Annotated in this window: 25 protein-coding genes; 15 read left to right on the top strand and 10 right to left on the bottom strand. The window is 72.1% G+C overall.

The window, feature by feature from the left end; genetic code table 11:
- Positions 1-196: 196 nt before the first annotated feature.
- On the top strand, positions 197-1,051 hold the full coding sequence (locus ACIWVC_RS13095) for a formate/nitrite transporter family protein (protein ID WP_396447490.1): 855 nt from the start codon (positions 197-199) through the stop codon (positions 1,049-1,051).
- A gap of 39 nt (positions 1,052-1,090) precedes the next feature.
- A complete protein-coding gene (locus ACIWVC_RS13090; protein ID WP_396447492.1) occupies positions 1,091-1,558 on the top strand; it encodes a GNAT family N-acetyltransferase in 468 nt (155 codons plus the stop codon).
- 2 nt (positions 1,559-1,560) lie between these two features.
- On the opposite strand, the gene ACIWVC_RS13085 is transcribed toward ACIWVC_RS13090, so the two are convergent.
- Genes ACIWVC_RS13085 through ACIWVC_RS13075 form a run of 3 tightly spaced genes read right to left on the bottom strand, consistent with a single transcriptional unit; the run spans position 1,561 to position 2,977 of the window.
- Positions 1,561-2,181, bottom strand: a complete 621-nt coding sequence (locus ACIWVC_RS13085; RefSeq protein ID WP_396447493.1) for a dihydrofolate reductase family protein — start codon at positions 2,179-2,181, stop codon at positions 1,561-1,563.
- The gene (locus ACIWVC_RS13080) at positions 2,178-2,648 is read right to left on the bottom strand and encodes an SRPBCC domain-containing protein (RefSeq protein WP_396447494.1); all 471 of its coding nucleotides are present in this window, start codon (positions 2,646-2,648) and stop codon (positions 2,178-2,180) included. The genes ACIWVC_RS13085 and ACIWVC_RS13080 overlap by 4 nt, the downstream gene beginning before the upstream one ends.
- Positions 2,645-2,977 carry an ArsR/SmtB family transcription factor gene (locus ACIWVC_RS13075; protein ID WP_396447495.1) on the bottom strand — a complete coding sequence of 111 codons (333 nt, stop codon included), beginning with the start codon at positions 2,975-2,977 and terminating at the stop codon, positions 2,645-2,647. Before ACIWVC_RS13075 ends, ACIWVC_RS13080 begins: the two co-directional genes overlap by 4 nt.
- Before the next feature lie 21 nt (positions 2,978-2,998).
- Between ACIWVC_RS13075 and ACIWVC_RS13070 the strand changes: the two genes are divergently transcribed.
- On the top strand, positions 2,999-3,187 hold the full coding sequence (locus ACIWVC_RS13070) for a hypothetical protein (protein WP_396454171.1): 189 nt from the start codon (positions 2,999-3,001) through the stop codon (positions 3,185-3,187).
- A 37-nt stretch (positions 3,188-3,224) separates the two neighbouring features.
- Here the strand turns inward: ACIWVC_RS13070 and ACIWVC_RS13065 are convergent, their stop codons facing one another.
- The 3 genes from ACIWVC_RS13065 to ACIWVC_RS13055 all read right to left on the bottom strand — a co-directional run bounded on the left by ACIWVC_RS13065 (position 3,225) and on the right by ACIWVC_RS13055 (position 4,903).
- Complete coding sequence (locus ACIWVC_RS13065) at positions 3,225-3,563, bottom strand: TraR/DksA family transcriptional regulator (RefSeq protein WP_396447496.1); 339 nt, start codon at positions 3,561-3,563, stop codon at positions 3,225-3,227.
- Between the two features lie 72 nt (positions 3,564-3,635).
- Positions 3,636-4,010, bottom strand: coding sequence for a VOC family protein (locus tag ACIWVC_RS13060; protein WP_396447497.1), 375 nt, complete (start codon positions 4,008-4,010; stop codon positions 3,636-3,638).
- A 182-nt stretch (positions 4,011-4,192) separates the two neighbouring features.
- Complete coding sequence (locus ACIWVC_RS13055) at positions 4,193-4,903, bottom strand: polysaccharide deacetylase family protein (protein ID WP_396447498.1); 711 nt, start codon at positions 4,901-4,903, stop codon at positions 4,193-4,195.
- A gap of 31 nt (positions 4,904-4,934) precedes the next feature.
- On the opposite strand from ACIWVC_RS13055, the gene ACIWVC_RS13050 reads away from it, so the two are divergent.
- The gene (locus ACIWVC_RS13050) at positions 4,935-5,999 is read left to right on the top strand and encodes a hypothetical protein (protein WP_396454170.1); all 1,065 of its coding nucleotides are present in this window, start codon (positions 4,935-4,937) and stop codon (positions 5,997-5,999) included.
- On the opposite strand, the gene ACIWVC_RS13045 is transcribed toward ACIWVC_RS13050, so the two are convergent.
- Entirely contained in the window at positions 5,977-6,846 is an 870-nt protein-coding gene (locus tag ACIWVC_RS13045) for a DMT family transporter (RefSeq protein ID WP_396454169.1), read from the bottom strand. The genes ACIWVC_RS13050 and ACIWVC_RS13045 overlap by 23 nt on opposite strands.
- Positions 6,843-7,736 (bottom strand): DMT family transporter, encoded by an 894-nt coding sequence (locus tag ACIWVC_RS13040; RefSeq protein ID WP_396447501.1) that lies wholly within the window; start codon positions 7,734-7,736, stop codon positions 6,843-6,845. The genes ACIWVC_RS13045 and ACIWVC_RS13040 overlap by 4 nt, the downstream gene beginning before the upstream one ends.
- Before the next feature lie 175 nt (positions 7,737-7,911).
- Between ACIWVC_RS13040 and ACIWVC_RS13035 the strand changes: the two genes are divergently transcribed.
- Positions 7,912-9,261 carry a hypothetical protein gene (locus ACIWVC_RS13035; protein WP_396447502.1) on the top strand — a complete coding sequence of 450 codons (1,350 nt, stop codon included), beginning with the start codon at positions 7,912-7,914 and terminating at the stop codon, positions 9,259-9,261.
- A gap of 166 nt (positions 9,262-9,427) precedes the next feature.
- Here ACIWVC_RS13035 and ACIWVC_RS13030 read toward each other — a convergent pair whose 3' ends face one another.
- Positions 9,428-11,059, bottom strand: a complete 1,632-nt coding sequence (locus ACIWVC_RS13030) for a GMC oxidoreductase (RefSeq protein ID WP_396447504.1) — start codon at positions 11,057-11,059, stop codon at positions 9,428-9,430.
- Between the two features lie 173 nt (positions 11,060-11,232).
- Here ACIWVC_RS13030 and ACIWVC_RS13025 point away from each other — a divergent pair, with 173 nt between their 5' ends.
- Both ACIWVC_RS13025 and ACIWVC_RS13020 read left to right on the top strand, forming a co-directional pair.
- Positions 11,233-12,312: a dihydrodipicolinate reductase gene (locus ACIWVC_RS13025; RefSeq protein ID WP_396447505.1), complete on the top strand. Its 1,080-nt coding sequence runs from the start codon at positions 11,233-11,235 to the stop codon at positions 12,310-12,312.
- Complete coding sequence (locus ACIWVC_RS13020; protein WP_396447506.1) at positions 12,309-12,788, top strand: carboxymuconolactone decarboxylase family protein; 480 nt, start codon at positions 12,309-12,311, stop codon at positions 12,786-12,788. Before ACIWVC_RS13025 ends, ACIWVC_RS13020 begins: the two co-directional genes overlap by 4 nt.
- Positions 12,789-12,845: 57 nt before the next feature.
- Here ACIWVC_RS13020 and ACIWVC_RS13015 read toward each other — a convergent pair whose 3' ends face one another.
- Entirely contained in the window at positions 12,846-13,745 is a 900-nt protein-coding gene (locus ACIWVC_RS13015; protein ID WP_396447507.1) for a TauD/TfdA dioxygenase family protein, read from the bottom strand.
- A 140-nt stretch (positions 13,746-13,885) separates the two neighbouring features.
- Between ACIWVC_RS13015 and ACIWVC_RS13010 the strand changes: the two genes are divergently transcribed.
- The 8 genes from ACIWVC_RS13010 to ACIWVC_RS12975 all read left to right on the top strand — a co-directional run bounded on the left by ACIWVC_RS13010 (position 13,886) and on the right by ACIWVC_RS12975 (position 20,470).
- Entirely contained in the window at positions 13,886-13,963 is a 78-nt protein-coding gene (locus ACIWVC_RS13010; protein ID WP_396447522.1) for a putative leader peptide, read from the top strand.
- A 40-nt stretch (positions 13,964-14,003) separates the two neighbouring features.
- Positions 14,004-15,092, top strand: a complete 1,089-nt coding sequence (locus tag ACIWVC_RS13005; RefSeq protein ID WP_396454168.1) for an ABC transporter substrate-binding protein — start codon at positions 14,004-14,006, stop codon at positions 15,090-15,092.
- Positions 15,089-15,931 carry an ABC transporter ATP-binding protein gene (locus tag ACIWVC_RS13000; RefSeq protein WP_396447509.1) on the top strand — a complete coding sequence of 281 codons (843 nt, stop codon included), beginning with the start codon at positions 15,089-15,091 and terminating at the stop codon, positions 15,929-15,931. Before ACIWVC_RS13005 ends, ACIWVC_RS13000 begins: the two co-directional genes overlap by 4 nt.
- Positions 15,924-16,784 carry an ABC transporter permease gene (locus ACIWVC_RS12995; RefSeq protein WP_396447510.1) on the top strand — a complete coding sequence of 287 codons (861 nt, stop codon included), beginning with the start codon at positions 15,924-15,926 and terminating at the stop codon, positions 16,782-16,784. Before ACIWVC_RS13000 ends, ACIWVC_RS12995 begins: the two co-directional genes overlap by 8 nt.
- An 80-nt stretch (positions 16,785-16,864) precedes the next feature.
- Positions 16,865-17,866 carry a sulfate ABC transporter substrate-binding protein gene (locus ACIWVC_RS12990; protein WP_396447511.1) on the top strand — a complete coding sequence of 334 codons (1,002 nt, stop codon included), beginning with the start codon at positions 16,865-16,867 and terminating at the stop codon, positions 17,864-17,866.
- Between the two features lie 6 nt (positions 17,867-17,872).
- Positions 17,873-18,718 carry a sulfate ABC transporter permease subunit CysT gene (cysT, locus tag ACIWVC_RS12985; protein WP_396447512.1) on the top strand — a complete coding sequence of 282 codons (846 nt, stop codon included), beginning with the start codon at positions 17,873-17,875 and terminating at the stop codon, positions 18,716-18,718.
- Entirely contained in the window at positions 18,711-19,499 is a 789-nt protein-coding gene (locus ACIWVC_RS12980; RefSeq protein ID WP_396447513.1) for a sulfate ABC transporter permease subunit, read from the top strand. The genes cysT and ACIWVC_RS12980 overlap by 8 nt, the downstream gene beginning before the upstream one ends.
- Entirely contained in the window at positions 19,499-20,470 is a 972-nt protein-coding gene (locus tag ACIWVC_RS12975) for a sulfate/molybdate ABC transporter ATP-binding protein (protein ID WP_396447514.1), read from the top strand. Before ACIWVC_RS12980 ends, ACIWVC_RS12975 begins: the two co-directional genes overlap by 1 nt.
- The last annotated feature ends 55 nt before the right edge of the window (positions 20,471-20,525 follow it).

Below are 20,525 nucleotides of genomic sequence, written 5' to 3'. Positions count from 1 at the left end.
TTCACGGCGGCTATACATGCGCCTGGCCGCCGCGTCCGGTGTGTTACGCCCGTGTGACGTCGTGATGACGCGGCCGCGCGCCACCGGGTGAGCCGTCCGTGACAGGGAGCTTCCCCCTCTGTCACGGGCGGGTAATCCGCGCTGCCCACACTTGGCCGGACAGCCGATCACCGCGTTTCCGCGAAGGAGTCATCGCATGTCCTACGTGTCACCGCCGGAACTCGTCCGCAAGATGGTCGACGCCGGTCAGGCCAAGGTCCTCATGTCGGCCCGCGACACCGTGATCCGCGCCTACATGGCCGGTGCGATCCTGGCGCTTGCGGCCGCGTTCGCCGTCACGGTCTCGGTGCAGACGGGCCAGCCGATCGTCGGGGCGCTGCTCTTCCCGGTCGGGTTCTGCCTGCTCTACCTGATGGGGTTCGATCTCCTGACCGGGGTCTTCACCCTCGTCCCGCTGGCGCTGCTCGACCGGCGGCCGGGCGTGGGGTGGCGCTCGGTGCTGCGCAACTGGGGGCTGGTCTTCGCCGGCAACTTCGCCGGCGCCCTCACGGTCGCCCTCATGATGGCGACGATCCTCACCTACGCCTTCACCGTCGACCCGAACGACGTCGGCGAGAAGATCGGCTCGATCGGCGCGTCCCGGACGGTCGGGTACGCCGACCACGGCGCCGCCGGGATGCTGACGCTCTTCATCCGCGGCGTGCTCTGCAACTGGATGGTCTCCACGGGCGTCGTCGCGGCGATGATGTCGAAGTCCGTCTCCGGCAAGGTGATCGCGATGTGGATGCCCATCCTCGTCTTCTTCTACATGGGCTTCGAGCACTCGGTGGTGAACATGTTCCTGTTCCCGTCCGGGCTGATGCTCGGCGGTGACTTCTCGATCGCGGACTACTTCCTCTGGAACGAGATCCCCACGGTGATCGGCAACCTTGTCGGCGGTCCGCTGTTCGTCGGGCTCACGCTGTACGCCACCCACGCCCGCACCAGCGCGGCGCCCAAGGAGGAGACCGCGGACCCGGCCGGAGCGCCCGTCCGCGCCCTGGAACGATAAAGTCTCACCCGGTCCCACACGACGCCGATGGGTGGACGAATGAGAATCGTCGTCGACGACCTGTCCGGACCGCAGATCGCGGAGTTCCTGGCGGAGCACATCCGCCAGATGCGGTCCATCACGCCGCTGGAGAGCAAGCACGCTCTCGACCTCGACGACCTCCGCAAGCCCGACGTGACGTTCTGGTCGGTGCTGGACGACGGAGCCGTCGTGGGCTGCGGCGCCCTGAAAAGGCTCGACCCCTCCCACGCCGAGCTGAAGTCGATGCGCACGGCCCCGGCCCGCAAACGCAGCGGCATCGCCTCCAGGCTCCTGGACCACATCATCACCGAGGCCAGGCGCATGGACTTCACGCGCCTCAGCCTGGAAACCGGCTCCGACGACTTCTTCCTCCCGGCCCGCAACCTCTATAAGAAGTTCGGCTTCACCTACTGCGCCCCCTTCGCCGACTACCGCCCAGACCCCCACAGCGTCTACATGACCAAACACCTCACCCCCGACGCCTGAAGTCAGACGAAGGCGGCGGTGCCCGTGTATCCGGCTCGGCGTGCGGGGCCGGCGGTTTCGTACTCGAGGAGCAGCAGGCCGTTCTTCGTCGCCTCATGCCGGACGAGGCGGAGGCCGGACGGGGCTCCCTGGCCGTTCAGCAGGCGTCGCCCGGTCCTGAGCACCGTGGGCGCGACGACGAGCCGGAGCGCGTCGACCAGCCCCGCGCCCAGAAGGGCGTCGCCCAGCCGGGCGCTGCCGTGAACCTGCAGCTCCCGTCCCGGCCGCGCCTTGAGCTCGGCGACCGCCTCGACTCCCTTGAGCACCGTCGCCGGCTGCCACGTCCCCTCGCGGAGCGTGTTCGACACGACGTACTTCGGCAGCGTGTTCATCCGCTCGGCGAACGGGTCGGCCGGGTCGGTGACCCGCGGCCAGTCCCGCGCGAACGCCTCGTAGGTGCGCCGCCCCAGCAGCAGCCCGCCGGCGAGGTCGAGCCAGTCGGAGGCGCGCTGGACGAACGTGCCGTCCATGTGCGGGACGAGCCATCCGCCATGGGCGAACCCGTCGCTGGTGTCCTCGTCCGGTGACCCGGGCCCCTGGCTGACCCCGTCGAGTGTGACGAACTGCGTGATGGTGACCTTCATGGCGCCGTTCCTTCCACGAGTTCGGCGAGTTGCCCTGTGACCGTCCCCCACCCGTCGGCGAAGCCGAGCTTGTCGTGCCGCGCGCGGGCGTCCGGGTCGCCGTGCCGGACGAGCATCCGGTACGCCGTCCCGTCGGGGTGGTCGTCCAGCGTGATCGTCGCCGTCATCGCGACCGGGGCGGGCCGCGCGGGACGCCACGTGCTGTCGATCGCGTTGGTGAACACGATCCGCCGCTGCTCCTCGACGTCGAGGAAGCAGGCGTCGAGGTGGGGCGCGAACGGGCCGCCGTCGCTCAACCGCGTGACGAACGCCCCGCCCGGCCTCAGCTCGAACCGCTCCACCCTGCACCGGCTGGGAGCCGGCACCCACCACTGCTCGAGCCGGGCGGGATCGGCCCACGCGCTCCACACCACCGCGCGCGGTGCGCGGATGACCCGCTCCAGCGCGAGGTCGAGGTCGGGGTTCATCGCTCCTCCAAACCGGTGACGAACCGTTCGAGGCGGTCGGTGCGCTCCTCCCAGATGCGCCGCTGCTCCGCGAGCCACTCGTCCAGCAGGACGAGCCGCTCCCGGTTGAGCGTGCACGTGCGCACCCGCCCCGCCTTGGCCGTGCGGATCAGCCCGTTCGCTTCGAGCGTCCGCACATGCTTCATGAACGAGGGCAGCGTCATGGGGAACTCGCGCGCGAGGTCCCCGACGCTCGCGGGCCCGGCCCCGAGCCGCCGCACCACCGCCCGCCGCGTCGGATCGGCGAGCGCGACGAACACCCCGTCCAACTCCGCCGAATACTGTGCCATGCGGCTAAGTATTGCCCGCCGATGATAGTTAGCGCAAGGGCTAAGTGTTGCCGCTCCGGGCGAGGTTCACACGCGCTCAGGCTGGACACCTACATCGAGGACGCCGAGCGCGACGGCGACGTCGAGCTGGCCGACTTCTTCCGGCGCGCCCAGGGCGAGAGCCGCAAGGGGGCCGAGCAGGGCAAGTATCTGCTCAAGCAGAGGCTCTGACCCGGGGAGGCGGCCCGCCCCGGCGACCACCGCCCGGTCAGGGGGTGGCGCAGGTTATGCAGGTGCGGGTCGCCGGGCGGGCGGCCAGGCGTTCCGCGCCGATCGGGCCGCCGCATTGCTCGCAGGTGCCGTAGGCGCCTTCGCGGAGGCGGCGCAGCGCGTCGTCGATGTCGGCGAGACGCGCGCGGGCGCGGCTCAGGGACGCCTCGATCCGGGCGCGCTCGAAGGCGATCGTGGCGCCCTCCGGGTCGTGCTCGTCGTCCACCCCGGTCTGCGACGACGCCTCGACGACGCCGTCCCAGTCGCCGATCAGCGACGCGATGAGTTTCAGCGTGCCGGCGCGGTCGGCGAGCAGGCGTTCTTCCCCCGGGCTCATCTCGCATGCAACGTCTGCCGCGCGGCACTCCATTCCGGTGACGGCCGGCCATGGACGTCGCGCTGCCGCCGGTCAGCCTTCGCGGCGGACCTCCTGGATGTTCCAGCCGTTGCCGTCCGGGTCCTTGAAGAAGACGAAGCGGCCCCAGGGGAAGTCGTGGACGTCGCTGACCTCTACGCCGCGGGAGGCCAGGTCGGCGCGGGCCGCCTCCGCGTCGGCGACGACCAGTTGCAGGCCCTGGACGGCGCCCGGCGCCATCTCCGCGCCGAGGCCCGAGCCGATGGCGATCGAGCAGGGCGAGCCCGGCGGGGTGAGCTGGACGAACCGGACCTCGTCGCTCACCCGGTGGTCGTGGTCGGCGTTGAAGCCCGCCTTCTCGGTGTAGAACGCCTTGGCGCGATCGATGTCGGAGACGGGTACCGTGACCAGTTCCAGTCTGTAATCCATGGCGTTTCTCCTCGGTGTGCCGGTCTTCACAGTCTCATTGAGGCGGGTTTCCTGAGGGCATGCGGCGCGTCCGGGCCAGGTCACTTTTTGGGGTGGGATCTACGTCGGGCCTGTCCAGAAACGGCTGGTGGCTCCACATAGAGGGCGTCTGGCGGGGGAGTAGTGCCGTGTGACAGCGGTCGTTACGGGTGCACACCGTGGTCGCGCAGGGGGCCGATGGTCAGCGCGGCGGCACGGCAGCGGGTCACGACCTCGGGGAGGGCGCCGAGGGCCGACTTCCAGGCGCCGGGTGCCGCGGTGACGTCGCTGTCGTGCAGGAGGAGCGTCGCGCCGCCTTCCAGGTCCGGCGCGAGGGTCCGCAGGACGGATTCCGGGGTGGACGCCGCCGTCCAGTCCCTGCCCCAGGCTGTCCACAGGACGGGATGCAGGCCGTTGCGCCGGGCCGCCAGCAGCGCCTCGGTGCTCAGGGCGCCGTACGGGGGCCGGTACCAGGACGGGCGCACGCCGCACACGTCCTCGATGAGGTGCACGGTGTCCCGGATCTCCGCGGCGGCCCGGCCGGGGCGGGTCGTGAGGGTGTTGTCGTGGTGCCAGCCGTGCACGGCGATCTCGTGGCCTCCGGCGACGATGCGGCGGCCGAGCGAAGGGGCACGGCTGAGCATCGCGCCGAGGATGAAGAACGTCGCGTGGCAGCCGAGGCGGGCCAGTTCGTCCAGGAAGAGGGGCGTGGAGCGGGGGTCGGGGCCGTCGTCGAGGGTGAGCGCCACGTGGCGGGGGCCGCCGCGGCCGGCGAGGCGGGGGGTCAGGCGGCGGACCGGGGCGAGCCACGTCGCCGCGGGCAGCGCATGCGCCAGGACGGCGGCGGTCAGGGCGGCGGGCACGCGGCGGGACATGAAGACAGTTTCACCGGGGGGAGCTCAATCAATGGGCAAACGACTCTTAATTCTGACGGCGGGCATGGGGGCCGGGCATGACGCGGTCGCCGCGGAGCTGGCCCGCAGGATGGAGATCCAGAAAGTGGAGACGTCCGTTTTGGACGTTCTCGACCTGGTTCCGCTGAAGCTGGGGCGCGGGCTGCGGCGCATGTACTCGGGGATGGTCCGGTCCGCGCCGTGGCTGTACGAGGGGATCTACCGGGCGTTCTTCGTGCCGCACCGCCCGCTGCCGGCGTCGCCGCTGACGGCGCTGATCGCGCGGCGGCTGGACGCCCGCATCCGGGAGCTGCCGCCTGACGCGGTCGTGTCGACGTTCCACGTGGCCGCGCAGGCGGCCGGGCGGCTCCGGGACTCGGGGCGGCTCACCGTGCCGTCGCTGGTGCTGGTGACCGACTTCGCCGTCCACCGGATGTGGCTGCACGCGGGCAACGACCGCTACCTGTGCCCGGACGAGCGGTCGGCGCGGACGGTCATGGAGCGGACGGGGCGCCCGGCGGGCGGGCACGCGCCCGTGGTGCGCCCCGAGTTCCGCCGGAAGCGCGCCGCGGGCGACCGGCTCCGCGAGGCGGCGGGCGCGCGGCCGGACGACAAGGTCGTGCTGATCTCGGCGGGCTCCTGGGGCGTCGGCCGGGTCGTGGAGACCGCGCAGGGCGTCGCGGCGTCCGGCCGGTACGTGCCGGTGGTGCTGTGCGGCCGGAACGAGCGGCTCCGCGAGCGCGTCTACGGGCCGGCGCTGGGCTGGCGGGACGACATGGCCGAGCTGATGGCGGGCGCCTACGCGCTGATCGACAACGCGGCGGGGCTGACCTGCCGGGAGGCGTTCGCGTGCGGGCTGCCGGTGATCTCCTACCGGCCGATCCCCGGGCACGGCCGGGACGGCGCCGCGGAGATGGCCCGCGCCGGCCTGAGCAGCTACGCCAGGACGCCGGGCGAGCTGGTGGAGGCCCTCGACCGGCTGAAGGACGAGGCGGTGCGGGAGGCGGGGGCCCGCAGGGCGGGCGCGCTGTTCGACGCCGTCCCCGCCGAGCGGGTCATCCGGTCGGCGCTCGGCTGACGTCGTGCTCCTCGTGCAGCAGCGGGGACCGGGCGATGCCGATGCTGCCGAGGAGTATCAGCGCCAGGCCCGCGGCCTCCACGACCGTCCACGGCCCGCCGCGGACGTCCTCGCCGAACAGGTAGACGCCGAGGATGATGCTGGCGACGGGGTCGGAGATGGTCAGCGCGGGCTGCACGGCGACGAGGCTGCCGCTCTGCAGCGCGTTCTGCAGCAGGAACAGGCTGGCGAGACCGGCCAGCGCCATGGCGTAGAGCTGCCAGGACGCCAGGACGGCGCCGATGCCGCGCTCGAAGTCGCGCGTGGCGGTGTTCATGTACGCGGCCGTCAGCGCGAACCCGATCGACGTGGTGACGCCCAGCAGGACGGCGCGGACCGGCCCGCGGATCATCCACGCCAGCGCGCTGAGCCCGGCGACGCAGCCGACCGTGGCGGCTGTCGCGATCGCCCATGCGGCGGTGGTCGGCCGGTGGTAGCTCTCGTCGGGCGACAGCGCGAACAGCAGGGCGGCCAGCCCGGCGCTGAGCAGGACGACGGCGGTCCACGGCACCCGGGCCAGCCCGCGCGGCGGCAGCCACGCGATGAGGATCATGGTGAAGGGCAGCTCGACCGCCAGCAGCGGCTGGACGAGCGACAGCCCCGCGATGGACAGCGCCGTCGCCTGCAGCACGAACGCGGCGATGAGCGCGCCGATGCCGCCGATCCACATCGGGCTGCGCAGCAGGTCCAGGATGAGCGCGGGCTTGAAGGCGTCCGACTCGGGCGCCGCCTTGGCCGCCCGCCGCTGCAGCACCGACGCCAGGGCGTTCGCGGCGCCGGCGAGCAGCGCGAGGACGATCGGGATCACCGGCACTCCACCCCGTCAGGCGGCACGGCCGCGCGTTCGCCGGGTTTGCCGAGGTACGGGGACCGGCCGAGGACGACGATGCCCGCGACCATCGCGGCGAGCCCGAGCGCCTCCAGGGCGAGGTCGGACACCTCCAGCCGCACCCGCTCCCCGAAGATCACGATGCTGAGCGCGATGCCGGTGAGCGGCTCGGCCGCGGTGGTGGCGGGCAGCGAGATCCGCAGCGGCGCCGCGTCGAACGCGCTCTGCGCGAACAGCAGCCCGAGCGCCCCGATGGCCACCAGGCCGTACGGCTGCCAGGTCACCAGGGCGCGGGTGAAGCCGTCGTCGGAGAGCAGCAGCACGCTGCGGGTCAGGGTGTCCTGGAGCCCGTACAGCAGCCCGGCGCCGCACGCCAGCAGCATCGCGCGGACGCGCAGGTCCCGGTGCAGGCCGCCGAACGCGCACAGGGCGACCAGGGCGATCACGGCCCCGCCCGCGAGCCAGCGCGGCGAGTGCGCGCCGGGCAGGGCGCCGCCGTGCGGCACCCCGATCGCGAGGAACAGCGCGACGCCGCAGGTCAGCAGCAGCGACCCCAGCCACTCGTTGCGGCCGAGCCGCTCCCGGTAGATCACGTGCGCGGCGAACAGCGCGAAGATGAGGTTGACCGTGAGCACCGGGGTGACCTCGGCGACGTCGGCGGTGTTCAGCGCGAACGCGAAGATGATCTGACCGGTGATCATCGAGGCGATCCCGGTCAGCCAGAGCCGGCTGCGCAGCAGGTCCAGCAGCAGCCGCGGATGCAGGATCTCCTCCAGCGGTTCCCGGAACGCGGCGTGCTGCTGCGCGACGAAGCCGAGCCCGATGAAGCCCGCGGCCGCCACCGCGACGGTCATACCGAGAATGCTCATCCGAATCCACGATCTCCCCCGACCGATCCGTCCGGACCCGCACCTACCCGGGGTCGCCGGACGCAACCGGGCGCCGCCTCCGGACGAGACCGGATCCGGCCTCCCTATTACACAAACCGACTGGACGGTATGTAATGCGAAGGTATTTAATGCAGGCGTCTGCCAGAGGGGCACCATGCGCATCCGAGCCCTCACCGCCCTTGCCGCGACCGTTCTCGCCGCGCTGGTCCCAGCGGGTCCGGCCGCGGCCAAGGGCACCCCCGACGACCAGCCGCTACCCGGTTACACGATCGACAACCCGCCGCTCGCGCCCGTCCAGGTGCACGGGGCGCCGTCGCGCGTCCTGCAGGGCGTCCACCGGCACGCGGCGTACGACATCGAGGTGCCGCCGCACTGGAACGGGAAGCTCGCGCTCTACGCGCACGGCTACGCCGGCCAGGGGACCGTGCTGACGGTCGGGCCGCCGCCGTTCGGGCTCCGGCAGCGGCTGCTCGACCAGGGGTACGCGTGGGCGGCGTCGTCGTACTACGACAACGGGTACGACGTCCGCGCCGGGGTGCTGAGCACGCGCGACCTCGCCGAACTGTTCGCCCGCAAGGTGGGGCGGCCCAAGCAGCGCGTCATCGTCGGCGTGTCGATGGGCGGGCACATCATCGGGCGCTCGCTGGAGCAGTTCCCCGGCTACTACGACGGCGCGCTGCCGATGTGCGGGGTGCTCGGCGACGACGAGCTGTTCGACTTCTTCCTCGACTACAACGTGGTGGCGCAGGACCTGGCCGGCGTCCGGGAGTACCCGGTGACGGACCAGTACGCCACCGTGACCGTCCCGAAGATCGAGGCGGCGCTCGGGCTGACCGCGCTGCGCCCCGGCGGGCCGGACACCGTGAACGCGCGCGGGAAGCAGTTCCGGTCGATCGTCATCAACCGGACGGGCGGGGCGCGCCCCGGGGCGGTGCAGTCGTTCGCGTTCTGGAAGGACTTCCCGTTCACGCTGGCCACGCCGCCCGTCCCCGGCGCGACGCTCGCGGAGGATCCGGGTCAGCTGTCGACGAACCTGTTCACCCGGTACCGGCCCGACAAGCCGGTGGACGTCAACAGGACCGTGCAGCGGGTGCGGGTCGCGAACCTGCCGGCGCGGCTGTCGAACCGGCTGTCGCAGGTGCCGCGCATCAACGGGCGCCCGCACGTGCCGGTGCTCAGCCTGCACGGGCTGGGGGACATGTTCGTCCCGTTCTCGATGGAGCAGATCTACGCCTCCGAGGTGGCGCGGCAGCACCGGTCGCGGCTGCTCGTCCAGCGGGCCATCCGGACGACGCAGCACTGCGAGTTCTCCGCGGCCGAGGCGGGGACGGCCTGGGACGACCTCGTGCGCTGGATCGACACGGGCAGGCGCCCGGCCGGTGACGTGACGACGAACCCGCGGATCGTGGCGGGCGCCGACTACGGGTGCCGGTTCAGCGATCCCGCCGCCTACGCGGCCGGGACGGGGACGCGGCGCCTCTTCGAGCCCTGCCCCGGGAAATGACGCGGAGAAGACGGACGCGGAGACGGCGCGGAGACGGCGCGGAGACGGCGCGGAGACGGCGCGGAGACGACCCCCCGGAGGTGACACCCGGAGGTGACCCGGAGTAAGTCCGGCCACACGCGCCCGTGGCCGGATCCCGTCGGCGCGCCCCTGCGGGCCGGAGCCGCTACAGGTCGGTGGCGATGATCTTCTCGATGTTGCGCTCGGCGAGCGCGGTGATGGTGACGAACGGGTTGACGCTGGTGTTGCCGGGGATCAGCGAGCCGTCGATGGCGTACAGGCCGGAGTAGCCGCGCAGCCGGCCGTAGTTGTCGGTGGCCCGGTCGAGGACGGCGCCGCCGAGCGGGTGGTAGGTGAGGTGGTCGCCCCAGATCTTGTAGACGCCGAAGAGGTCGGTCCGGTAGATCGTGCCCTCCTTCTTGTTGATCTTGTCGAAGATCGACTTGGCCATGTCGATGCCGGCCTGCTTCCAGGACCGCTGCCAGTTCAGGTCGACCTGCCCCGTTGCCGCGTTCCAGGAGAACTCGGCCCGGTGCGGGGTGTTGGTGATCGACAGGTAGAACGAGGCCCAGGTCTCGATCCCGGTGGGCAGCGGCGCGACCTCGGCGAACGCTCCGCCGGCGTCCCAGTTGTCGATGCCGCCGGTCGGGATCGCGGACTGGAGGCTGCCCGTCGGGTCCCAGATGTGGTTGGCGCGGCCGCACATCACGTTGCCGTTGTCGCCCCAGCCCTTGCCGACCTCGCCGTTCAGGTTCGGCAGCGCGCCGGTCGCCTTCAGCTTGACCAGCAGCTTGCTGGTGCCGACGCTGCCCGCCGCGAAGAACACCCGGTCGGCCCGCACGGCCTTGGTCCCGGTCACGTCGCCGGAGGTGTCGAGCGTCTCCATCGCGACCGTGTAGCCGCCGCCGGACGCGGGCGACACCGACGTCACCCTGTGCAGGGGTGAGATGGAGACCCTGCCGGTGGCCTTGGCCTGCGCCAGGTAGGTCTTCTGCAGCGACTTCTTGCCGTAGTTGTTGCCGTAGAGGATCTCGGCCGCGAGCGCCGACCTCGGCACCGCGTTCGCCGCCTCCTGCTCCATGTAGTCGAAGTCGTACACGTTCGGGACGTACACCCACTCGAATCCGGAGCGCTGGGCCTGCTTCCGCCCGACCCGCGCGTACTGGTAGCAGTCGGTCGAGTCGAACCACGCCCGGTCGATCTCGTTGACGCCGAGGCCGGCGTTGGCGCGCGGGTAGTACACGCCGTACATCTCGTCGGCGTCCACCGTCGGCAGGATGGCGCTGAACCGCGACCGCTTCGGGGTGACCGCCATGCCGCCGTTGACGAGCGACCCGCCGCCGACGCCGCGTCCCTGGTAGACGGTGATGCCGGCGAAGTCCTCGGCGTCCAGGATCCCGGTGTAGCGGGGGACGTCCTTGTCGAGCGGGAAGCCGAGGAAGTTGCTGATCGGCTGCTTGGTCCTGGTCCGCAGCCAGTAGGACCGGTAGTCGGGGGTGCGGGTGTTGGCGAAGATCTTGCCGTCCGAGCCGGGGGTGTCCCATGCCTGGCCCATCTCGACCATGTGGACGTCGACGCCGGCCTGGGCGAGCCGCAGAGCGGCCACGGAGCCGCCGTACCCGGTGCCGATGATCAGGACGGGGACGTGCGCGCCGTCGCCGATCGGCCCGGCGGCCGAGGCGGTGGACGCGGCGGTGCCGCCGAGCAGGCCCAGACCCAGAATGGAACCGGTTCCAACTAGGAAGCCGCGGCGTGACAGGTCGCCGGGTCTCCCCATGGGCATGGCGGAGTCGGTCATGTGACCTCCCTCACTCTCGCTGAGATTGGAACAGGTTCTATATCGGCGAGTGAGCGAAGTCACTATCTACGCAAAAGTAACTTTCGGTCGGTCACGCATGCGTGTTGCCAGGTCACGGGCTGTTAACCAAGTGCTTGCTTGGCAAGCGCGGCGGGCTTTGTTACATTCCGCGCATGATCTCCGCGATCGTCTGGGGCACGGGCAACGTGGGCCGGCTCGCCCTCCGTGCCGTCGACGCCCATCCGGGCCTGGAACTGACCGGCGTGATCGTCCACGACGAGGGCAAGGCCGGACGGGATGCGGGCGATCTCGCCGGCCTCGGCCGCGACCTCGGCGTCGCGGCGACCACCGACATCGGCGCCGCCCTCGCCGCCGGCCCGCGGGCCGTGGTGTACGCGGCGTCCGGCGACGTCCGCCCCGACGAGGCGCTCGCCGACATCCTGGCGGCCGTCCGCGCCGGAGCCGTGGTCGTCACACCCGCGCTCTACGCGCTCTACGACCCGCGCAACGCCCCGCCGGAGATGCGGGAGGCGGTGCTGGACGCGATCGCCGAGGGCGGCGGCTCGCTGTTCGTCTCCGGCGTCGACCCGGGCTGGGGCAACGACGTCCTGCCGCTGATGATCAGCGGGCTGGGCAGTGTCGTCGACGCCGTCCGCTGCCAGGAGATCTTCGACTACTCCGCCTACGACCAGCCCGACGCCGTCCGCTACCTGGTCGGCATGGGCCAGCCCATGGACTACGAGCCGCCGATGCTCGCGGCGACCGTCCCGGCCATGGTGTGGGGCGGGCAGGTCCGGCTGATGGCGCGGGCGCTCGGCGTCGAGCTGGACGAGGTCCGCGAGACCGTGGCGCGCCGCCCGCTGGACGACACCGTCACCACCGCGTCCATGGGCGAATTCGAGAAGGGCACCCAGGGCGCCGTGCGGTTCGAGGTGCAGGGCATCGTCGAGGGCGAGCCGCGCATCGTGGTCGAGCACGTCACGCGCATCCACCCGTCCTGCGCGCCCGACTGGCCCATGCCGCCGGACGGCGACGGCGCCCACCGCGTCATCATCGAGGGCGACCCGCGCATCGAGGTCACGGTCGAGGCCACCGACGAGCACGGCAACCGCGCGGCGGGCGGCAACGCGACCGCGGTCGGGCGCCTGGTCGGCGCCATCGACTGGCTCGTGGACGCCGAACCCGGCCTCTACGACGCGCTCGACGTCCCGCTGCGCCCCGCCGTGGGCAGGCTCGGGAGGAGGGCCCGGTGAACCTCGACATCCCCGACGGCAAGGACCCGATCCAGTACGCGTGGGGCGAGATGGTCCCCGGCATCGGCCCGGCCGCGTCCAACCTGTCGCTCGCCGTCTACGCGCACACCACCCTCGGCCTCCGCGAGTTCGAGGCCGCGCGCCTCCGCATCGCCCAGATCAACGGGTGCCTGTTCTGCCTGGACTGGCGGACGGACCGCGACGGCGAGAAGGTCGAGGAGGAGTTCGCCGGCGCGGTCGCCGAATGGCGCACCACCGACCGGTTCGACGACCGGACCCGCCTCGCCGCCGAGTACGCCGAGCGCTACGCCCTCGACCACCACGGCCTGGACGACGAGTTCTGGGACCGCATGACCGCGCACTACACCCAGCGCGAGATCGTCGAGCTGAGCATGTGCATCGGCTCCTGGCTCGCGTTCGGCCGCCTCAACCACGTCCTGGGCCTGGACGCCATGTGCGCGCTGCCCGAGCGCTGACCCGGGGAGGGCCCGGGGTCACCCCGTCCCCGGGCCCTGGCCTGCGGCGGTCCGGGCTCAGGCCGCGGACGGGGTGTAGTGCGAGGCGTCGTCGCCCTCGACGAGGTAGCTCTCCCGCCCGTCCACGCCCACCGGGACGTCGCCGGCGACGGTGACGCGGTGCAGGAGCCGCGGCAGGTCGCCGTAGTCGTCGGACGCGTAGTGCTGGGTGATCCGGTTGTCGAACACGATGAGGTCGCCCGGGGCCCACGTCCAGCGCAGGATGTTCTCCGGCCGGGTCACGTACCGCTGGAAGAGGTCCAGGAGGGTGCGGCCCTCCCGCGGCGGCAGCCCCACGATGCTCTGCGCGAACCCGCCGATGAACAGGTTGTGCTCGCCCGATTCGGGGTGCACGCGGACGACCGGGTGCGCGGTCTTCCACGTCCGCGACACGAACGCCTTGCGGTGCTCGGCCGCCTTCGCCGGGTCGGCGCCGCTGGCCGGCGGCTGCACGTAATCGTAGTCGTTGGTGTGCACGGCGAAGAGCCGGTCGGCCAGCGCGCGCAGCTCGGCGGGGAGGTCCCGGTAGGCGGCGCCGGTGTTGGCGACCAGCGTGTTCCCGCCGTAGGGCGGGATGACGAGGCTGCGCAGGGTGCTGATCTTCGGCGGCGTCCGCACGAAGGTGACGTCGGTGTGCCAGTGGTTCGCGCGCCCGGACTCGCCGTCGACCGGCAGGATCTCCCGGTGGCCGTCGGCCGCCGGGACGGTGGGGTGCGCGCCGGTCAGCTCGCCGAACCGGGCGGCGAAGGCGATCTGGTCGTCGTCGGTGAGGTCCTGGCCGCGGAAGCCGAGGACCTTGTGATCCAGCAGCGCGTCCTGGATCTCGCGGAAGACGGCGCCGCTCAGGTTGCGCACGTCGACGCCGACGACCTCGGCGCCGATGCGGCCGCCGATCTTGCGGATGTCGAACTCGGGCATGGGTCTGCCTCTCTCGGGGGAGGGACGGGGGTTCTCAGCGGGCGCGGAGGAGCCGCGCCGAGTCGTAGCGAACCACGCATGCGACCAAAAGGCAACTATTCCGATTGACTTAGTAGGAAAAGCGCGGCATAGTCCACCGCGTGTCCTCCTCCCAGCCGCTCGCCGCGCGCCTGCACGTCGACCTCCGGCGCCAGGCCAGCGCCCTCTGTCGCCCGTGACCCGACCCGGCATCCAGACCACCGACCCAGGGAGATCGTGTTGAGCGCGAAGGGCATGACCAGACGAACGACCGGACGAACCGCCGGCGCGCCGGACGCCGGCGCACCGACGAGACGGCGGTTCCTGGCCGCGGCCGCGGTCTCGGCCGCGGCGGTGCCGCTGGCCGCGGCCTGCGGCCGCGCGGCGGGCGGCGGGGCCGAGCGGACCGGCACGCTGCGCTACCAGGGCTGGACGGGCCAGGTGACGCTGCCGGAGCTCGCCGAGGACCTCGGCTACCTCGGCGGCGTCCGGCTGGAGTGGGTGGGCAACACCGCCAGCGGCCCGCAGGACGTGCAGAGCGCCGCCACCGGCCAGGTCGCGTTCGGCGGGGCCTTCAACGGCGCCTCGGTCAAGCTGCAGGAGTCGGGCGCGCCGCTGACGTCCGTCATCGGCTACTACGGCACCGACGCGAAGAACTACACCGGCTTCTTCGTCCTGGAGGGCAGCCCGATCAGGGGGCCGCGGGACCTCGTCGGCAAGAAGATCGGCATGAACACGCTCGGCGGCCACTCGCAGGCCGTCCTGGACCTCTACCTGCGGCGCAACGGGCTCAGCGCCGGCGACGTCGCGAAGGTCGAGGCCCTCGCCGTCCCGCCGGTCTCCCTGGAGCAGTCGCTGCGGCAGGGGCAGATCGACGTCGCCGCGCTCACCGGGATCTTCCAGGACAAGGCGATCGCCGCCGGCGGGGTCCGCCGCGTGTTCCGCGACTACGACTTCCTCGGCGCCTTCACCGCCGGCTCCTACGTCTTCCGCGACGACTTCATCGAGCGGAACCCGGACACCGTGCGGGCCTTCACCGCCGGCGTCGCCAAGGCCATCGAGTGGTCGCGGACCGCGCCGCGCGAAGAGGTCGTCGCCCGGCAGATGAAGATCCTCGCGGCGCGCGGCCGGAACGAGAGCCCAGACGCGCTGAAGTACTGGAAGTCGTGGGGCGTCGCCGGCCGGGGCGGTCTGATGACCGACCGGGAGTTCGCGACCTGGAGCGGATGGCTGAAGGACGCCGGCCAGATCCGGGAGGTCAAGGTCCGGCCCCGGGACCTGTACACGAACGAGTTCAACCCGTGCGCGAACGGAGGCGGCCCGCGATGACGGCGCCCACCGGCGAGACCGCGAAGATCAGTCTCACGGGTGTCGCCAAGACGTTCCCGGTCCGGGGCGGCGGCGCCTTCACCGCGCTCGGCGGCGTCGATCTGGACGTCGCCGAGGGCGAGTTCCTCGTCGTGGTGGGGCCGTCCGGCTGCGGCAAGTCGACCCTGCTCGACCTGATCGGCGGGCTGGCCCGGCCCACCGCCGGCCGCGTCGCGGTCGACGGCGCGGAGGTGACCGGGCCGGCCCTCGACCGGGCCGTCGTCTTCCAGCAGTACGCGCTGCTCCCGTGGCGGACGGCGCTGCGCAACGTCGAGTTCGGGCTGGAGGCCAAGGGGCTGCGGCGCCGCGAGCGCACCGAGGTCGCCCGGCACCACCTGGACCTGGTCGGCCTGTCCGGTTTCGAGGACCGGTACCCGCACGAGCTGTCCGGCGGCATGAAGCAGCGCGTCGCGATCGCCCGCAGCCTCGCCTACGACCCCGGCGTGCTGCTCATGGACGAGCCGTTCGCCGCGCTCGACGCGCAGACCCGGGACGGCCTGCAGGACGAGCTGCTGCGCATCTGGGCGAAGACCGGCAAGACCGTGGTGTTCATCACCCACGGCATCGACGAGGCCGTCTACCTCGGCCAGCGGGTAGCCGTGCTGACCTCGCGGCCCGGCCGGGTGAAGGAGGTCGTCGGCATCGACCTCGGCCCCCGCGACGAGCGGGAGGACCTGCGCTCCAGCCCCGAGTTCGCGGCCCACCGGCACCGGGTCTGGTCGCTGCTGAAGGACGAGGTGCGGGCGGCGCGGCGCCCGGCCGCCCCGGCGCCGCGGGAGGAGGCGGTCGCCCGTGGCTAGCACCGTGGAGGCGCCCGCGCCCGCCGGGACCGCCGCGAGCGGCACCGGGACCGCGGCGCCGCCGGCGAGGCGCCGCCGCGCCGCCGCGCTCGCCGCCGCCGCGTTCCGCCGGACGATCGCGATCGCCGTGCTCTTCGCCGTCTGGGAGCTGGCCCCCCGCGCGCGGCTCGTCGACCCGGTCTTCCTGCCGCCGGTGTCGGAGGTCCTTCCGGCCCTGTGGGAGCTGGCGAAGAGCGGCCGGCTGTGGAGCGACACCGAGGCCAGCCTGGTCCGCGCCCTGTCGGGGTTCGGGCTGGCGATCGCCCTCGCGGTGCCGCTCGGCCTGCTGATCGGCTGGTACCGGCCGGTCGCGGAGCTGCTGAACCCGCTGCTGGAGCTGTTCCGCAACACCGCCGCGATCGCGCTGCTGCCGGTCTTCATCCTGGTCCTCGGCATCGGCGAGACCTCGAAGATCGCGATCGTCCTGTACGCGTGCGCGTGGCCGATCCTGCTGAACACGATCAGCGCGGTCCGCACGGTGGACGCGACGCTGGTCAAGTCCGCGCGGTCGCTGGGGCTGCCCGCCGTGCGCGTCTTCCAGAAGGTGGTCCTGCCCGCCGCGGTGCCGTCGGTCTTCACCGGCATCCGGCTGGCCGGCGGGATCTCCGTGCTGGTCGTGATCGTGGCGGAGATGGTCGGGGCCAAGGAGGGCCTCGGCTTCCTGATCGGCTCCGCGCAGCAGAACTTCGCGATCACCGACATGTACGCGGGGATCCTCGCGATCTCCGCGCTCGGGCTGGTTTTCAACTACCTCCTCGTCCTGCTGGAGCGCAGGTTCACCCGGTGGCGCACGGACGGCCCGGGCGGCTCGTGACGGGGCCCCGGGGCCTTGACGCCCCGCGGCCGTCTGTAACATTCTATTTCGACCGAACATGTAGGAAAACTGGAGAGAACATGCGCGTGCGTAAGACCGGGGTGGTGCTGGGGCTGGCCGCCGTCGCCCTGGGGGCCGCGGCCTGCGGGGGGTCGGGCTCCGGCGGCGGGAAGGTCCGGCTCTCGCTGGTGGCCTACTCGACGCCCCAGGCCGCGTACGAGGCGATCATCAAGGAGTACCAGAAGACGCCGGAGGGGAAGAACGTCGCGTTCAGCAAGTCGTTCGGCGCGTCCGGCGAGCAGAGCCGGGCGGTGGCGAACGGCCTGAAGGCCGACATCGTCGCGTTCTCCCTGGAGCCCGACATGACGCGGCTCGTGGACGCCGGCCTGGTCGACCCGGGCTGGAACGCCGGGCCGGAGAAGGGCATGGTCACCGACTCGGTGGTCGTCCTCGCCACCCGGAAGGGCAACCCGAAGAACGTCAAGACCTGGGACGACCTGCTCAAGCCGGGCGTTCAGGTCATCACCCCGAACCCGTTCACCTCCGGCGGGGCGATGTGGAACATCATGGCGGCCTACGGCGCCAAGTCGGGCAAGGGCGCCGACAAGGCGGCCGGCACCGCCTACCTGCACTCGCTCTTCAAGAACGTCCCCGTGCAGGACTCCAGCGCCCGCAAGGCGCTGCAGACCTTCTCCGGCGGCAAGGGCGACGTCCTCGTCGCCTACGAGAACGAGGCGATCTTCGCGCGGCAGAACGACCAGCCGCTCGACTACACCGTGCCCGACTCGACGATCCTGATCGAGAACCCGGTCGCGGTGACGAAGAAGAGCCGGAACCAGAAGGAGGCCCAGGCGTTCCTGAAGTTCCTCCGCAGCAAGAAGGCGCAGGAGGTCTTCGTCGAGAACGGGTACCGGCCGGTGGTGGACGGCGTCCCCGGCGCGGAGAGGTTCCCTGCCCCGTCCGGGCTCTTCACCATCGCCGACCTGGGCGGCTGGCCCAAGGTCAAGAAGGAGTTCTTCGACCCGGCGGGCAGCGTCATGGCCGACGTGGAGAAGAGCATCGGCGTCTCGGTGGAGGGCTAGGCCCCCTTGGCGACGATCGAGAAGACGAGGGACGCCCCGGCCCCTGCGCCCCGCCGCCGTCCCGCCCCGCCCGCGTGGGGCGGCACGGCGGTCGGCGTGGGGACGGCGACGATCTTCCTGAGCGCGGTGGTGCTGATCCCGCTCGGCGCGGTCCTGTGGAAGGGGACCGCGCAGGGCCCCGCCGCGTTCTGGGACGCGATCACCACCCCGGACGCGTGGGCCGCGCTGAAGCTGACCGTCCTCGCCTCGCTGGTGGTGGCGCTGATCAACCTGGTCATGGGCACGCTGATCGCCTGGGTGCTCGTCCGGGACCGCTTCCCGGGCAAGAGCCTGGTCGACCTGCTGATCGACCTGCCGTTCGCGCTGCCGACGATCGTGGCGGGCCTCGTCCTGCTGACCCTGTACGGGACCGACAGCCCGCTCGGCGTCTCGCTCGCCTACACCCGGGCCGGCGTGGTCGTGGCGCTGCTGTTCGTGACGCTGCCGTTCGTGGTGCGGACCGTCCAGCCGGTGCTGCTGGAGCTGGACCGGGAGATGGAGCAGGCCGCCGCTTCGCTCGGCGCCGGCAATTGGACGGTCTTCCGGCGGATCATCCTGCCGAACCTGGTCCCGGCGATGCTGACCGGGACGGCGCTGGCCTTCACCCGCGCCGTCTCCGAGTTCGGGTCGACGGTGCTGATCTCCGGGAACGTCCCGTTCAAGACGCAGGTCGCGGCCGTGCACATCTTCGGCCAGATCGAGAGCGACAACACCGCCGCCGCGGCCGCCGTCTCGACCGCGCTGCTGGTGCTCTCGCTGGTGTTCCTGCTGGCGATCGACCTCGTCCGCCGCTGGGGGGCCCGCCATGGCTAAGCACGCGCTGCGCCTGGCGGCGCTGGCCTACCTGGCCTTCCTGCTGATCATCCCGGTGGGGCTCATCGGCTGGCGGACGTTCCAGGACGGGATCGGCCCGTTCGCGGACGCCCTCACCACCCGCTCCGCGCTGCACGCGTTCAAGGTCACGGTCATCGTCGCGGGCTGGGCCGTCGTGCTCAACACGCTGTTCGGGATCCTGTCCGCGCTGCTGCTCGTCCGGCACCGGTTCCCCGGCCGGCGGCTGCTCGGCGCGCTGATCGACCTGCCGATGTCGGTGTCGCCGGTCGTGGTCGGGCTCGCGCTGGTCCTCGTGTACGGGAGCTTCGCGCCGGTTGGCGGCTGGCTGGAGGGCCGCGGCGTGCAGGTCGTCTTCTCCACCCCGGGGATGGTGCTGGCGACGGTGTTCGTCTGCCTCCCCCTGGTGGTGCGGGCTATCGTGCCCGTCCTGGAGGAGCTGGGGGACGAGCAGGAGCAGGCCGCGCGGACCCTCGGCGCCGGCGGCTGGCAGACGTTCCGCCGCATCACCCTGCCCGGCATCCGCGCCGCCCTCGGCTACGGCATCGTCCTCTCCCTGGCCCGCGCGCTGGGCGAGTACGGCGCCGTCGCCGTCGTCTCCGGCCGGACCGTCGACGAGACCCAGACCCTCACCCTGTTCGTCGAGGAGCGCTTCGAGAACTTCGACGTGCACGCCTCGTACTCCGCCGCGCTCGCGCTGGCGGCGATCGCGGTCGCCAGCCTGCTGGCGACCCGGCTACTGCGACCCAAGGACGGCACCTGATGGCGATCGAGATCCGCGATGTGAACAAGTCGTTCGGGGAGGCGCCGGTGCTGCGCGACGTCTCGGTGGACATCGCGTCCGGCTCGCTCACCGCGCTGCTCGGCCCGAGCGGCGGCGGCAAGTCGACCCTGCTGCGCGTCATCGCCGGCCTGGAGACGCCCGACTCGGGACGGGTGCTGATCTCCGGCCGGGACGCGACCTCGACGCCGCCGCAGCGCCGCGGCGTCGGGTTCGTCTTCCAGCACTACGCCGCGTTCAAGCACCTGACGGTGTTCGACAACGTCGCCTTCGGCCTGAAGATCCGCAAGCGGTCCAAGGAGGAGATCCGGCGGCGGGTCGGGGAACTGCTGGAGCTCGTCCACCTCGACCGGTTCGCCGAGCGGTACCCCGCGCAGCTGTCGGGCGGGCAGCGGCAGCGCATGGCCCTGGCCAGGGCGCTCGCCGTCGACCCCGAAGTGCTGCTGCTGGACGAGCCGTTCGGCGCGCTCGACGCGCAGGTCCGCAAGGAGCTGCGCGCCTGGCTGCGCCGCCTGCACGACGAGGTGCACGTCACCACCGTGTTCGTCACCCACGACCAGGAGGAGGCGATCGAGGTCGCCGACTCGATCGTGGTGCTGGCCGACGGCGCCGTCCAGCAGGTCGGCACGCCCGGCGAGATCTACGACAACCCGGTCAGCCCGTTCGTGATGCGCTTCCTCGGGCCGGTCACCGAGATCGGCGGCCGGCTGCTGCGGCCCCACGACGTGGAGGTCGCGGCGGAGCCCGGCCCCGGGACGACGCCCGCCGTGGTCACCCGCGTGGTGCGGCTCGGCTTCGAGGTCCGCGTCGAGTTCCGGGTGCGCGGCGCGGACGCGGAGGACGTCTCCTGGGCGCAGCTGACCCGGGAGGCCGCCGGGAGGCTGGCGGTCGAGGCGGGCAGCGAGGTGCACGTGCGGCCCGCCGTCGAGGCCGCCGCCGTCCAGGCGTCGTGACGCTCACTCCTCTTCGGTGATGCGGGCGAGCTTGTCGGGGTTGGTGACGGCGTAG

Origin of the sequence: Actinomadura sp. (assembly GCF_044508335.1) — a bacterium.
In the GTDB taxonomy this organism is placed as follows: domain Bacteria; phylum Actinomycetota; class Actinomycetes; order Streptosporangiales; family Streptosporangiaceae; genus Spirillospora.
The sequence above is the reverse complement of the archived record's forward strand: the minus strand, read 5'-3'. Positions and strand labels throughout refer to the sequence as shown.

Coding starts and splice junctions, on each gene's coding strand:
- ACIWVC_RS13000 (WP_396447509.1), top strand. CDS start 15,089: ATGACGGCGCCCACCGGCGAGACCGCGAAGATCAGTCTCACGGGTGTC.
- ACIWVC_RS13075 (WP_396447495.1), bottom strand. CDS start 2,977: ATGGCACAGTATTCGGCGGAGTTGGACGGGGTGTTCGTCGCGCTCGCC.
- ACIWVC_RS13040 (WP_396447501.1), bottom strand. CDS start 7,736: ATGAGCATTCTCGGTATGACCGTCGCGGTGGCGGCCGCGGGCTTCATC.
- ACIWVC_RS13085 (WP_396447493.1), bottom strand. CDS start 2,181: ATGAAGGTCACCATCACGCAGTTCGTCACACTCGACGGGGTCAGCCAG.
- ACIWVC_RS12975 (WP_396447514.1), top strand. CDS start 19,499: ATGGCGATCGAGATCCGCGATGTGAACAAGTCGTTCGGGGAGGCGCCG.
- ACIWVC_RS12990 (WP_396447511.1), top strand. CDS start 16,865: ATGCGCGTGCGTAAGACCGGGGTGGTGCTGGGGCTGGCCGCCGTCGCC.
- ACIWVC_RS13065 (WP_396447496.1), bottom strand. CDS start 3,563: ATGAGCCCGGGGGAAGAACGCCTGCTCGCCGACCGCGCCGGCACGCTG.
- ACIWVC_RS13070 (WP_396454171.1), top strand. CDS start 2,999: ATGATAGTTAGCGCAAGGGCTAAGTGTTGCCGCTCCGGGCGAGGTTCA.
- ACIWVC_RS13095 (WP_396447490.1), top strand. CDS start 197: ATGTCCTACGTGTCACCGCCGGAACTCGTCCGCAAGATGGTCGACGCC.
- ACIWVC_RS13050 (WP_396454170.1), top strand. CDS start 4,935: ATGGGCAAACGACTCTTAATTCTGACGGCGGGCATGGGGGCCGGGCAT.
- ACIWVC_RS13055 (WP_396447498.1), bottom strand. CDS start 4,903: ATGTCCCGCCGCGTGCCCGCCGCCCTGACCGCCGCCGTCCTGGCGCAT.
- ACIWVC_RS13030 (WP_396447504.1), bottom strand. CDS start 11,059: ATGACCGACTCCGCCATGCCCATGGGGAGACCCGGCGACCTGTCACGC.
- ACIWVC_RS13035 (WP_396447502.1), top strand. CDS start 7,912: ATGCGCATCCGAGCCCTCACCGCCCTTGCCGCGACCGTTCTCGCCGCG.
- ACIWVC_RS13090 (WP_396447492.1), top strand. CDS start 1,091: ATGAGAATCGTCGTCGACGACCTGTCCGGACCGCAGATCGCGGAGTTC.
- ACIWVC_RS13060 (WP_396447497.1), bottom strand. CDS start 4,010: ATGGATTACAGACTGGAACTGGTCACGGTACCCGTCTCCGACATCGAT.
- ACIWVC_RS12980 (WP_396447513.1), top strand. CDS start 18,711: ATGGCTAAGCACGCGCTGCGCCTGGCGGCGCTGGCCTACCTGGCCTTC.
- ACIWVC_RS13080 (WP_396447494.1), bottom strand. CDS start 2,648: ATGAACCCCGACCTCGACCTCGCGCTGGAGCGGGTCATCCGCGCACCG.
- ACIWVC_RS13025 (WP_396447505.1), top strand. CDS start 11,233: ATGATCTCCGCGATCGTCTGGGGCACGGGCAACGTGGGCCGGCTCGCC.
- ACIWVC_RS13015 (WP_396447507.1), bottom strand. CDS start 13,745: ATGCCCGAGTTCGACATCCGCAAGATCGGCGGCCGCATCGGCGCCGAG.